Source organism: Variovorax sp. V118 (assembly GCF_041154445.1).
GTDB classification, from domain to species: domain Bacteria; phylum Pseudomonadota; class Gammaproteobacteria; order Burkholderiales; family Burkholderiaceae_C; genus Variovorax; species Variovorax boronicumulans.
In genome coordinates, this window is sequence record NZ_AP028663.1 from 5,980,007 (window position 1) to 5,992,616 (window position 12,610).

Here is a 12,610-nt window from a genome sequence, read left to right on the forward strand (position 1 = left end):
GTCAGAACGTCACGTTCGCCGACAGCCAGATCGTGCGTCCGGCCGGCGTGGTGCCCGCCACCGATGCGCCGCCCTGGAAGTACTCGTTGACCCAGGCCGAGGTGCCCGCCAGGTTCACCTGCTGGAACCTGCGGAAGTCCTTGTTGAACAGGTTGTTGATGTTGGCGTTCAGGCGCACGTTCTTCGACACCTGATAAGAACCACCGAGGTGAAACAGGTGGTACGCCTTGATGTCGCCCACCGCGCGGTAGATCGCCAGGTTGTTGCCCGTGAGGCGTGCGGGGTCGCCGGTGAAGCGCGGACTCTTGCCGCGGTACTCGCCGCGCAGCCAGAAGCGCCACTTGGCGTCGGGATTCCAGTCGAGCTGCGCGTGCAGCAGGTGGCGCGCGGTGTCGGCCAGCTTGCCGTTCTTCACGCCGCCTTCGATCACTTCGCTGTCGGTCCAGGTGTAGCCCGCCTTCAGGCCCCAGGCCTTGGTGAGCTGCACGCGGCTGCTCAGCTCCATGCCCCAGGTCTTGGCCCGGTCGACGTTGACCGAGTAGTTGGCGGTCGGGTCGACCACGCAGCTGGAGATGCGCGCCACGCTGCAGTCGCCGCCGCTGGCGATCTTGTCCTTCACCTTGTTGTGGAACAGGGTCGCCGAGGCGGTCAGGCCCTTCTGGTTGTTGAACAGCGCCGACAGCTCGGTGCTGGTGCTGGTCTCGGGCTTGAGGTTCGGGTTGCCGATGTTGAGCGTGGCGCCCTGGCCACTCACGCCGCTGATGCCGTCGATCAGCTGGTTCAGGCGCGGCGCTCGAAAGCCCTTGCTGACGCCGCCCTTGAAGGTCCACTGCGGCGTGGCATCCCAGACCAGGTAGCCGCGCGGGCTCACGTGGCCGCCGAAGGCGCTGTGGTGGTCGTAGCGACCGCCCAGCGTGGCGGTGAGGCCGGGCGCGAGGCGCCATTCGTCTTCGGCGAACAGCGCCCACATCGTCTGGCTCTGCGAACGCGGCAGCAGGCCGTCGACCAGCTTGGCGTCCCACCACTGGCCGCCGACCGTGAGCACGTGGGCATCGCCCACCGGCGCGACGAGCTTGCTGTCGAGCACGAGGTTGGTGGTCTTGAGTTCGCGCGCGCGGCCGCGGTCGGCTTCGTTCAGCCAGTACACGGTGCGGCGGGCCGCGGCATTGCGCGGGATGGCGCCGCCGGGAATCGTGCGGCCGACGGTCTCGGTGGTGGTGTGCATCAGGCTGCTTTCCACGGTGCCGAAGCCCAGGCGCCCGGTGTGGCCGATGGCGACCTGGTCGCGGTTGAAGCGCAGCGCGTCCAGGTAGCCCGGCGGGTTGTTGCCGGTGCGGTTGGGTGCGGCCGCGTCGCGCGTGCCGAGCCGGCCGTCTTCGTTGTCGTACCAGCTGCGGCCCGATTCCACGTCGAGCCAGATGTCGTGCTGGCGGTTGGGCGTGAGCATCAGGCGCCCGCCCACGCTGTGCTGGCGGCTCTCGGCGGGCGCGGGGTTGCGGGCCGTCGCGGGCTGCGCCTGGCCGGGGGCCAGCACCCAGTCGGCGGCTTCGCGGCGGTAGATGTTGCCGCGCAGGGTCAGGCCCAGCAGGTCGGTGGCCACAGGGCCGCTCAGGTACACGCTGGAGCGCGTCTGCGAACCCCACTCGCTGTCCTGCGGGATGCCGGTTTCCATCGTGACCTGGCCACCCCATTCGCGCGCCACCTTGCGCGTGATGATGTTGACCACGCCGCCCATGGCGTCGGAGCCGTACAGCGTGGACATCGGGCCGCGGATGACCTCGATGCGCTCGATGGCCGCCAGCGGCGGCATGAAGCTGGTGTGCGCGGCGCCGAAGCCGTTGGGCGTCACGTCGCCGGCCACGTTCTGGCGGCGGCCGTCGATGAGGATCAGCGTGTAGTCGCTGGGCATGCCGCGGATCGAGATGTCCAGGCCTCCGGTCTTGCCGGTCGAGCCGCCCACGTCGATGCCTTCGACGTTCTGCAGCGCCTCGGCCAGGTCGCGGAACTGGCGCGTTTCCAGCTCCTGGCGCGTGATCACCGAAATGGAAGCGGGCGCGTCCTTGAGTTCCTGCTCGAAGCCGGTCGCGCTGACGACGACCTCGCGCAGTTGTTGTTCAGCGGGCGTCTGGGCGAACAGGGCGGGAGAAAAAAGAGATGCGGCGGCCAGCGCCAGCACCGACGGACGCGGCCGACGGCCGCAACGCGAAAACAACATGCAAAAACTCCACGGGAAACGGCAGGAAAAACAGGGCCGCTCTCGGATGCGTTGTTGTTGCGTACCAACTGATCAGCATCAATTCTATTGAGAATGAAAACAAATATTATTTGCATCCAGAACCAGCAAAGGGACATTGCGAGAGGTAGATGGCGCTTCGTGTAGGCCCTGCTTCCGGCCACTGTGACAAACCCCATGTCAGCCGAAAGTTCATCTTGAATTCGGGGGCGGCTACGTCATCTGGCGAATGGCAGCCCGCGAAGGGCGCTGTTACTCTGGAACAAGAAAAAAGAGAGGTCCGCCATGCTCACCATCCTTCAGAAAGCCGTGATCCTCGGGAAGGCCGGCGTCGACGTCCCGGCCCGTCCGCTCGACGACCTGTCGACGCCGATGGCCACCGGCTCACCGGTGAAGGCGGAAGGCGTGTCGCAGAAGGCGCACGAATGGGCGCGGGCCGTCGAGACCCTGTACGTCAGCTACGTTGCGGCGCGCGCCGCGAAGAGCCTGCGCGACGCCGAAGAGGCGCGGCAGTCGGCCATGCTGCGGCAACTGTCGGCTGCGGTGCAGGCCTGAGCACCATGGGACTGTTCGATTTCCTGAAGAAGAAAAAGCAGCCGGAAGTGGACATGCCGTCGACGCTCGAGGCCGGCATGGCCTCGCAGGCGGAAGACTTCATCGCCGCCTTCTCGCAGCCCGGCGCGCCCATCGACAGCGCGGCGCTCGACTACTCCGAAGCCTCGCTGGTCCTGGTCGACCAGGTGCTCGAAGACTTCTTCCAGCAGCAAGCGCCCTTGCCCGACGACCTGCACTTCCTGGCGTCGGCCTACGTGTTCGAAACCGCACGCCGCGAGTTCGGCGGACGCTACCTGCGCGGCGACGACGACAACCCCTTCGTCCTCGTGATCGGCCCCGACAGCGCACAGGTCGGCGTCTGCGCGATGGCCAAGGTGCGCGGGCGCGCCGTCAACGGCCCGGAAGACAGCCTGGCGTTCTTCTACGCCGGCATCGCGCCCGTGGTGCAGCGCGGCGTGAGCGCCACGCTGGTCTGACGCTCACCAGACAGCAGCAGCGGCATCACAGCCCGCTGCTACCCGCTGCGCCCGCCCCCTTCGAATAATGCGGCGACGGCCGGCACGCCCCCTGCGCCGGCCGGTTTCGCCCCACCTCATCCGAAGGAGACAAACCCGATGGCTCGCAAGATCCTGATGCTCTGCGGCGACTACGCCGAAGACTACGAAACCATGGTGCCGTTCCAGACCCTGCTGGCCGTCGGCCACACCGTGCATGCGGTGGCGCCCGATAAGAAGGCCGGCGACTGGGTGCACACCGCCATCCACGACTTCGAGGGCGCGCAGACCTACAGCGAGAAGCCGGGCCACCGCTTCACGCTGAACGCCAGCTTCGACGAGGTGCGTCCCGAGGCCTACGACGCGCTCGTGATCCCCGGCGGCCGCGCGCCCGAGTACCTGCGCATGCACAGCCGCGTGGTCGAGATCGCGCGCCACTTCCTGGCCACCGACAAGCCGGTGGCCGCCGTCTGCCACGGCGCGCAGCTGCTCGCGGCCACGGGCCTCATCAAGGGCCGCAAGGTGTCGGCCTACCCAGCCTGCCAGGTCGAGGTGGAACTGGCCGGCGCCGAGTACATGGGCATTCCGGTCGACCAGGCCGTGACCGACCGCAACCTCGTCACGGCACCGGCCTGGCCGGCGCATCCGGCATGGCTGTCGCAGTTCCTGGTGGTGCTGGGCACGCGCATCGAACACTGACCTGAACGGATGGGCGCGGGCGGCGCTACAGTGCCGCGTCGCCCCGATTCATTCCGCCTCTCGAGGAGATGGCCCATGTGCGAAGTCTTCATCAGCGCCGATCCGCAAAGCTACGACGCGCGCACGCGCTCGGTGCGGCTGCACGGCGTGGTCACCAGCATCCGGCTCGAGAACCTGTTCTGGCAGGTGCTCGAAGAGATCGCGCAGCGCGACGGCATGGCCGTGGTGCAGCTCATCGAGCGGCTGTACGACGAGCTGGTGGCGGCGCGCGGCGAGGTCGGAAACTTCGCGTCGTTCCTGCGCGTGTGCGCGTTGCGCTACGAGGCGATGGTGGCGCAGGGGCGGATTCCGGCCGACACCTCGGTCGCGATCCGCTCGCTCGATGCGAACGCCGTGCTGCATGAACTGCCGCAGGGCTGGGGACGGCCGTCACCCGTGCCGCAGCCTGGCGAGGCCCGCGTGCACACGCTCCACACCGCCGCGCGGCGGCATGCGTAGACGCCGCCCTTGCGCGCCCCTTCACGAGATCACCAGCGCATCTTCACGCCGACGCTCGCGTTCACCCCGCTCTTGATGCGCGAGTCGCCGCCGGAGCCCGACCACAGCTTGCCCAGCTCCACATAGACGCTGGTGTTCTCGGCCACCTGCAGCGTGGCCCCCGCCGCCAGCTCGGTGCTGCTGCCGCCGGTGCGCGTCGCGATGTCGGTGAAGCCGGCCGGGCCGACGAAGCGGGTGACGTCGGTGCCGCGGCTGCTGCGGTGGAAATTGACGCGCACATAAGGCTGCAGCACCCCGGCGCTGGTGACGAACTCGCCCTTCACGCGCACGCCGGCGCGTGCCCGCCAGCCGTTGTGGCTGTTCTGCTGCACGAGCGCGCCGGAGATGCCCGTGTCGCCCAGGCTCACCCGCTGGTGCACCAATTGCACCTGCGGCTCGACGGTCCAGTTCTGCGCGATGGGAATCGACTGCCCCACCTCGATGGACGCCAGCAGGCTGTTGCCCTTGCCGCCCCGGGAGAAGCCCAGCGTGGGCCTGGCGGTGTAGCGGTGGCGCCCGGCCTGCAGCACGCCGTCGACGTACACGCCGCTGGCGTGCTTCCAGGTGGCATAGGCGCCCAGGTACTCGCTCTTCTGGTTGTTGGTGCCCACGCCGAGGTTCGCCAGGCCGCTGGCAAAGCCGTTCACGCGCATGTCGCCGTCGAGCTGGCCGACGTACACGCCCGCGTGCCAGTCGGGGTTGGCCCACAGGTCGGTGCCGGCCTGGAAGCCCGTGAGGCGCCCCTTGCTCGTGGGGCTCACGGTGCCGCCCTGCGCGATGGTGCGGTCGGTGCTGATGATGCGGCCCCAGGCCTCGCGGTAGCCCTGCGTCGGCTTGGCCGGGTTCGCGCCCGCTACAAGGTCCTCGCCCATGCGCACGCGTCTGTTGCCGAGCATCGCGAAGCTGGACTGGCGCAGCTGCTCGGGCAGCGCAGCGTACAGCGGCACTTCGGCGCGGTAGGTGGGCACGGCGAGCACGGGCACGACGCCGGTGCCGCCAGTGCCCGAGCCGCCACCGCCGGCAGGCGGCGTGACGGGCGGGACAGGCGTCACGGGCGTCACGGGTGCGGCGGTCGAGCGCAGGTACCAGTTCTCGCCCGCGCCGGTGGCGTCGGCCGCATGCAGCCGGTACTCGTAGGCGCCCGCATCCACGTGCGTGCCGGCCAGCACGAACGCACTCTTGGTCGTCTGCGCGGTGGTGGTCGCGCCGTTGAGGGCGCTGATCACCTCGATGCCGTTGCCGGTGGTGAGCGCGCCCAGGCCGCCCAGGTTGGTGATCTGCACATTCGTCGTGCCGCTGGCGACGGCGGTGGCGCCGCTCAGGATGAGCCGGTCGCTCGCGCTCGCGCTGCCGCCCAGCGCGGTCCCCAGTCGCAACATGCCACCGTTGCCCACCCAGGGACCGTTGACGGTGAGCGTGGTGCCGGGCACCGCGCCGACCAGCGACACCGTGCCGCTGTGGGCCATCGACGCGAGGGTCTGGCTGTTGCCGGCCAGGTCGAGCGTCGCGCCGGCGGCCACGGTGAAGGGACTCGCGCTGCTGAGCACGTTGGCCGCGCCCGCGCGCAGGGTGCCCGCCGCGACGTTGGTCGCGCCCGAGTGGGTGTCGGCACCGCTGAGCGTCAGCACGCCCGCGCCGATCTTCACGAGATCGCTGGCGCCGGAGATCGCGCCGGTCCATGCTAGGTCGTTCCCGTTGGTGTCGATGGTGCCCGTGCCGCCCAGCAGCAGGGCGTTGTTGACGCTGAGGCCACCGGCGCCCGCGATGACGCTGGCGGTGGCGCCCGCGCCGATCGAAATCGCACCCGTCATCGACGAGCCGGTGTTCAGCGTGAGGCTGTTGGTGCCGCCCGTGAATGCGACCGCCGCAGCGCGCGTGACGCCGTCGCCGCCCAGGCCGCCTGAGATGGTTCCGCCGTTGGTCAGCGCGAGGTTGGCGCCCGTCACCCCGACGCCGCCCACGCCGTTGGCACCGCTCGGGCCACCGTTGCTGTTGGCCCCGCCAGCGCCGCCCGCCCCACCGGCGATGGTGCCGGTGTTGGTGAGGGTTGCGCCCGCGCCGGTCGACGCGAGGCCCGCCCCGCCATCGCCGCCAGCGCCCGGTGAACCGGTGCCGCCCGCACCGCCGCCGGCCGCACCGCCCGCGCCCCCCGCACCGCCCGTGATCGCGCCGGAGTTGTTGACGGTGACGGCGACACCCGCCAACGTCGCGCCGATGCCCCCTGCGCCGCCGCCGCCGCCCGAGGCGTTGGAACGGGCGGGCGCCAATTCGGCCCCGCCGGCGCCGCCCGCCCCGCCCGTGAGGGGACCGGTGTTGGTGAAGCTGAGCCCCGGGTTGGTCGCGTTCAGGTAGAACCCGCCGCCCCCGCTGCCGCCGCCACCGCCCTGCGAGAAGGCGTCGCCGCCCTTGCCGCCCGCGCCGCCCGTGGAAGATCCCGTCGCCGTGTAGCTGCCGAGCGGGCCGCTGAGGATCGAACCGTAGCCGCCCGCGCCGCCGCCGCCCGCTGCCCAGTACCCGTTGCCGCCCGCGCCCCCGATACCACCGGTGTAGCTGTCGGACGAATTGGCCACGTTGTTGGCGATCGACGCGCCCTGGAAGCCGCCGCCCCCGCCCCCGCCATAGCCGTTGCCGTTGGCCGCGTCACCGGTCTGCGCCTGGCCCGCGCCACCCGCGTCGCCCTGGAACGCACCAGGACCGGTGGGCGTGCTGGCCGCGCCGGCCGCGCCGCCGGTGCCCGGCGTGGCACCGCCGAAGCCGCCGATGCTGGCGTTGGCCCCCGCCGTGACGCCGCCCGGCGTGGACGATCCGCCCGCGCCGCCGAAGGCATTGACCGTGGTGTCGTTGAGCCCGCCGCTGCCGCCCGTGCCGTCGCTGCCGCCCGTGCCCGCGTTCAGCGACGCGTCACCGACCGGCTGGCCACCCGCACCGCCGGCCGCGAGCACCGGCACGACGCAGACCCACAGTGCCGCCGTTGCCGCCGCTGCCGCCACCGCGCGCACGCCGCCCCCGCTGCACGATCGCGCGTGGCCGCGCGCGATTTCCGGCGCGGCCACCCAGGTGCCGGCGGTGGGACTCCACAGGGTTCGGAAGATCTTGTTCATGACTCAACTCCCTCTTCGTTCACTGACTAAGCAGGTGGACCTCCGTGTGCAGCAGCAATGGCTTGCTCCTCCCCACGGCGACGATTTCGGATGTGCAAGTCAAAAATGTAAGAACGCGTGCCAGTTACGCGTATCCCTGCAAGGGGCTACCCTGAAACGGGAGCGACCGGCCCCATGCGGGGCCACTTCGCCTCTGTCAGGCCCTTCGGTAGACGGTCTACCCTGTCGCGTATCCATACGTAACATGTGACTTTTGGACAGCACAATCTCTCGCCCTTGGCGCAGCGCCCAAAAGAAAAGGCACCCTCGCGGGTGCCTTGTTCGTTGCGGATGCGCCCCGGGGCGCGCGCTGTCAGTCCAGCGACACGTTCGCCTTGCGGATCACGTCGGTGAAGCGCTTCGTTTCCGTTGCCACGAACTGGTCGAACTGCGGGCGCGTGGTCGGGAACGGCTCGTAGCCGAAGCTCTTGAACTTCTCCAGCACGTCCGGTTCGGCCAGGCCCTTCTCGATGTCGCGCTTGATCTTGTCGGTCACCGAAGCCGGCAGGCCCTTTGGCACGGCGATGGCGTTCCAGCCGATGACCTCGAAGCCCTTCGGGCCGCCCGATTCGCTCACGGTGGGCACGTCGGGGAAGGCGGCCACGCGCTGGGGCGCTGCCGCTGCCAGGAAGCGCAGCTTGTTGGCGCGCTGCAGCGGGCCGGCGGTGGCGCTGCTGCCCAGCGCAAAGGCCAGCTCGCCGGTGGCGACCGAGGTGTACAGCTGCGTGGTCTCCTTGTAGATCACGTGCTCCATCTGCGTGCCGGTGGCCGACTCGAACAGCTCCGAGCCCAGGTGCACCGGGTTGCCGACCGACCACGAGCCGTAGTCGAGCTTGCCGGGGTTGGCCTTGGCGTCGGCGATGAGGTCGCCCACGGTCTTGTACTTGCTGTTGGTCGCGACAGTGAAGAAGAAGTAGGTCTTGAACAACGGCAGCAGCGCGTCGAAATCCTTCGATGCGTCGTAAGGCAGTTTCTTGAACAGCGCCGGGTACGCGGCCAGGTGCACGTTGTCGAGCACGATGATGTCGTGGCCGTCCTTGGCACCGCGCTTGAAGGCGTCGATGGCGATGAAGCCGTTGCCGCCCGGGCGGTTCTCGACCACCACCGGCTGGCCCCAGGCGCGCGAGAGCTTGTCGGCCACGAGGCGGGCCACGCCGTCCGGGCCACCGCCGACCGGGAACGGCGTGATGATGCGCACGGGCTTGGTCGGGAAGGCCGCAGGTTGTTGCTGTGCCGACGCGGTCAGCGGCAGCAGGCCGCCGGCAGTCAACGCCAGCACGGCTGCAGCGATGGCGCGGCGCGAAAGCGACGAACGGAAAAAGGACATGAGGGAAGTCTCCGGTTTGATGAATCGTTGATGGGTGGGAAGCGGTGCGTCGCCGCTCAGTCGACCGACGCGCCCGAGGCCTTGACGATGCCGGCCCACAGCGCGCTTTCCTTCGCGATGAGCGCGGCGTACTCGGTCGGCCCGCCGAGCAGCGGCACGGCGCCTTCCACGTCCAGGCGCGACTGGAACTCGGCGCCGCCCGCCACCTGCAGCATCTGCGCCGACAGCGTCTTCACGAACGTGTCGGGCGTGCCGCGCGGCGCGAGGATGCCGTAGGTGAGCGTGCTCTCGAAGCCCGCGAGTTCGCGCAGGCCCGACTCGGCCACGGTGGGCACGTCGGGCAGCGACGGCAGGCGTTTGGCGCCCGTGACGGCAATGGCGCGCAGGCGCCCGCCCTTGACCAGCGCGAGCGCGGGCGGGATGACGCTGAACATCATCTGCACCTGGCCGCCCGCGAGGTCAGTGAGCGCGGGGTTGGTGCCCTTGTAGGGAATGTGATTGATCTTCGTGCCGGTGCGCTGCGCGAAGAGCTCGCCCGTGAGGTGGCCGCCCGTGCCGCTGCCGCTCGAGGCGTAGTCGAGCAGGCCCGGGCGCACCTTGGCCTCCTTGACGAGGTCGGCCACGCTGCGCACCTTCGAGGCGGCGGGCACCACGAGCACGAGCGCGGACGACGCGAACATGGCCACGGGCACGAGGTCCTTGCGGGCGTCGAACTTCAGCCCCTTGTACAGCGCCGGGTTGATCGACACGGTGCCCGTGTGGCCCAGCAGCAGCGTGCTGCCGTCGGGCGTGCTGCGCACCACCTGCTCGGTGCCGAGGTTGCCGCCCGCGCCGGGCTTGTTGTCGACGATGACGCCCGACTTGCGCACCTCGCCCAGGCCCTTGGCCATCTGGCGCGCAAACACGTCGTTGCCGCCGCCGGCCGCGAAGGGCACGACGATGCGGATCGGCTTGGCATCGCTCTGCTGCGCATGCGCCGGCAGGCCCGCTGCTGCCAGCAGACCCAGCAGCAGCTCGCGTCGGGCGAGCGCCATCAGACGCGTTCCAGGATCACGGCAATGCCCTGCCCCACGCCGATGCACATCGTGCACAGCGCGTAGCGGCCGCCGCCCTTGTGCAGCTGGTTCACCGCGGTGGTGGCCAGGCGTGCGCCGCTGGCGCCGAGCGGGTGGCCCAGTGCGATGGCGCCACCGTTGATGTTCACGCGCGCGTCGTCGTCCTTCAGGCCCAAGAGGCGCAGCACGGCGAGGCCTTGTGCGGCGAAGGCTTCGTTGAGTTCGATGACGTCGATCTGGTCGAGCGTGAGGCCGGTGAGCGCCAGCACCTTCTGCGTGGCGGGCGCCGGGCCGATGCCCATGATGCGCGGCGCGACGCCGGCCGTGGCCATGCCGACCACGCGGGCGCGCGGCGTGAGGCCGTGCTTGGCGGCGCTGGCTTCGTCGGCCAGCAGCAGCGCGCAGGCGCCGTCGTTCACGCCGCTGGCATTGCCGGCGGTGACGGTGCCGTCGGGACGCACGATGGGCTTGAGCTTGGCCAGCGCCTCCAGCGTGGTGTCACGCGGATGCTCGTCCTTGTTGACGATGAGGGCGTCGCCCTTCTTCTGCGGCACGCTCACGGGCACGATCTCGGCATCGAAGAAGCCGGACTTCTGCGAAGCGACGGCGCGCAGCTGCGAGTTGAGCGCCATCAGGTCTTGCGCTTCGCGCTCGATCTTGTAGTCGGTGGCGACGTTCTCGGCCGTCTCGGGCATCGAGTCGACGCCGTACTGCGCCTTCATGAGCTTGTTGACGAAGCGCCAGCCGATGGTGGTGTCGTACACCGCGTTGTTGCGGCTGAAGGCGCTCTCGGCCTTGGGCATGACGAAGGGCGCGCGGCTCATGCTTTCGACGCCGCCGGCGATCATGAGGCCGGCTTCACCGGCGCGGATGGCGCGAGCCGCGGTGCCCAGTGCATCGAGGCCCGAACCGCACAGGCGGTTGATGGTGCCGCCGCCCACTTCGATCGGCAGGCCCGCGAGCAGCGCCGACATGCGCGCGACGTTGCGGTTGTCTTCGCCGGCCTGGTTGGCGCAGCCGTAGAGCACGTCGCTCACGGCCTGCCAGTCGACGTTCTTGTTGCGCTCGATGAGGGCGCGCAGGGGCACGGCGCCGAGGTCGTCGGTACGCACGCTGCTGAGCGAACCGCCGTAGCGGCCGAAGGGGGTGCGGACGGCGTCGCAGATGAAGGCTTGGGTGGTCATGTGAGTTGTCTCTTGAATGGGTGGAACGGATCAGGCGGCGATCGGAAGGCCGACCAGCTTTTCGAGTTCTTCGCGGCTCAGGCCCTCGACGGTGTCGACGAGCTTCAGGCCCTGCGGCGTGCATTCGAGCGTGGCGAGGTCGGAGTACACGCGCTTGACGCAGCCGATGCCGGTGAGCGGATAGGTGCACTGCTGCACCAGCTTGCTCACGCCCTGTTTGGTGAGCAAATCCATCATGACCCACGTCTGCTTGGCGCCGATGGCCAGGTCCATCGCGCCGCCGACCGCGGGAATGGCGTCTTTCTCGCCCGTGTGCCAGTTGGCGAGGTCGCCGGTGGCCGACACCTGGAACGCGCCGAGCACGCAGATGTCGAGGTGGCCGCCGCGCATCATCGCGAAGCTGTCGGCGTGGTGGAAGAACGAGCCGCCCGGCAGCAGCGTGACGGGCTGCTTGCCGGCGTTGATGAGGTCGTAGTCTTCTTCGCCGGCCTCGGGCGCGGGGCCCATGCCGAGGATGCCGTTCTCGCTTTGCAGGATGACCTCGCGGCCCTGCGGCAGGTGGTTGGCCACCAGCGTGGGCTGGCCGATGCCGAGGTTGACGACGGCGCCGTCGAAGATGTCTTGTGCCACTCGCGCGGCGAGCTGGTCCTTGGTGCGACGTGTGTATGCCATGGTCATGCTGCCTTCTTGAAGCCACCCGCTTGCGTGGCGACACGTTCGATGCGCACCACCTGGTGCACGAAGATGCCCGGGGTCACGATGGTCTCGGGGTCGAGGGTGCCGAGCTCGGCGATGTCGTGCACGGTGGCGACGGTCTTCTTCGCGGCCATGGCCATCACTGGACCGAAGTTGCGCGCGGCCTTGCGGTAGACCAGGTTGCCCCATCGGTCGCCGCGCTCGGCCTTGATGAGCGCCACGTCGCCGTGGATGGGGTACTCGAGCACGTACTGCACGCCGTCGATCTCGCGCGTTTCGCGATTGCCGGCCAGTTGCGTGCCGTAGCCCGTGGGGCAATAGAAGGCGCCGATGCCGGCACCCGCCGCGCGGATGCGCTCGGCCAGGTTGCCCTGGGGCACCAGTTCGAGTTCGATCTTGCCGCTGCGGTACAGGCCGTCGAACACCTGGCTGTCGGCCTGGCGCGGAAAGCTGCAGATGATCTTGCGCACGCGGCCGGCCTTGAGCAGCGCCGCGAGGCCTGTCTCTCCATTGCCTGCGTTGTTGTTGACGACCGTGAGGTCCTTGGCGCCCTGCTCGACGAGGCCGTCGATGAGTTCGCCTGGAATGCCGGCGGTGCCGAAACCGCCGATGAGCACCGTGGCGCCGTCTTGGATGCCTGCCAGGGCATCGGCGACCGAGCGCGCGATCTTGTTGATCATGAAGCTTGTC

11 protein-coding genes are annotated in these 12,610 nt (G+C 69.5%); 4 read left to right on the forward strand and 7 right to left on the reverse strand.

Annotation, left to right across the window (positions count from 1 at the left end; genetic code table 11):
- Nucleotide 1 precedes the first annotated feature (1 nt).
- On the reverse strand, nt 2-2,215 hold the full coding sequence (locus tag ACAM52_RS27810) for a TonB-dependent receptor (RefSeq protein ID WP_369645129.1): 2,214 nt from the start codon (nt 2,213-2,215) through the stop codon (nt 2-4).
- A gap of 303 nt (nt 2,216-2,518) precedes the next feature.
- Here ACAM52_RS27810 and ACAM52_RS27815 point away from each other — a divergent pair, with 303 nt between their 5' ends.
- From ACAM52_RS27815 to ACAM52_RS27830, 4 genes are all read left to right on the forward strand, one after another.
- Nucleotides 2,519-2,788, forward strand: a complete 270-nt coding sequence (locus ACAM52_RS27815; protein ID WP_070061928.1) for a hypothetical protein — start codon at nt 2,519-2,521, stop codon at nt 2,786-2,788.
- 5 nt (nt 2,789-2,793) lie between these two features.
- Complete coding sequence (locus tag ACAM52_RS27820) at nt 2,794-3,264, forward strand: hypothetical protein (RefSeq protein WP_369645130.1); 471 nt, start codon at nt 2,794-2,796, stop codon at nt 3,262-3,264.
- A 138-nt stretch (nt 3,265-3,402) separates the two neighbouring features.
- Nucleotides 3,403-3,981 (forward strand): DJ-1/PfpI family protein, encoded by a 579-nt coding sequence (locus ACAM52_RS27825; RefSeq protein WP_095746738.1) that lies wholly within the window; start codon nt 3,403-3,405, stop codon nt 3,979-3,981.
- A 75-nt stretch (nt 3,982-4,056) separates the two neighbouring features.
- Complete coding sequence (locus tag ACAM52_RS27830) at nt 4,057-4,479, forward strand: ribbon-helix-helix domain-containing protein (RefSeq protein ID WP_369645131.1); 423 nt, start codon at nt 4,057-4,059, stop codon at nt 4,477-4,479.
- A 29-nt stretch (nt 4,480-4,508) separates the two neighbouring features.
- Here ACAM52_RS27830 and ACAM52_RS27835 read toward each other — a convergent pair whose 3' ends face one another.
- The 6 genes from ACAM52_RS27835 to ACAM52_RS27860 form a co-directional block, all read right to left on the reverse strand.
- Entirely contained in the window at nt 4,509-7,619 is a 3,111-nt protein-coding gene (locus ACAM52_RS27835; RefSeq protein ID WP_369645132.1) for an autotransporter outer membrane beta-barrel domain-containing protein, read from the reverse strand.
- Nucleotides 7,620-7,971: 352 nt separating this feature from the next.
- Nucleotides 7,972-8,985 carry a tripartite tricarboxylate transporter substrate binding protein gene (locus tag ACAM52_RS27840; RefSeq protein ID WP_095948087.1) on the reverse strand — a complete coding sequence of 338 codons (1,014 nt, stop codon included), beginning with the start codon at nt 8,983-8,985 and terminating at the stop codon, nt 7,972-7,974.
- Nucleotides 8,986-9,041: 56 nt separating this feature from the next.
- Complete coding sequence (locus tag ACAM52_RS27845) at nt 9,042-10,019, reverse strand: Bug family tripartite tricarboxylate transporter substrate binding protein (protein ID WP_369645133.1); 978 nt, start codon at nt 10,017-10,019, stop codon at nt 9,042-9,044.
- Entirely contained in the window at nt 10,019-11,224 is a 1,206-nt protein-coding gene (pcaF, locus tag ACAM52_RS27850; RefSeq protein ID WP_062482451.1) for a 3-oxoadipyl-CoA thiolase, read from the reverse strand. The genes ACAM52_RS27845 and pcaF overlap by 1 nt, the downstream gene beginning before the upstream one ends.
- Nucleotides 11,225-11,254: 30 nt before the next feature.
- Nucleotides 11,255-11,902 carry a 3-oxoacid CoA-transferase subunit B gene (locus tag ACAM52_RS27855; protein WP_369645134.1) on the reverse strand — a complete coding sequence of 216 codons (648 nt, stop codon included), beginning with the start codon at nt 11,900-11,902 and terminating at the stop codon, nt 11,255-11,257.
- Nucleotides 11,899-12,600, reverse strand: a complete 702-nt coding sequence (locus ACAM52_RS27860; RefSeq protein WP_095746743.1) for a 3-oxoacid CoA-transferase subunit A — start codon at nt 12,598-12,600, stop codon at nt 11,899-11,901. The genes ACAM52_RS27855 and ACAM52_RS27860 overlap by 4 nt, the downstream gene beginning before the upstream one ends.
- Nucleotides 12,601-12,610 lie beyond the last annotated feature (10 nt).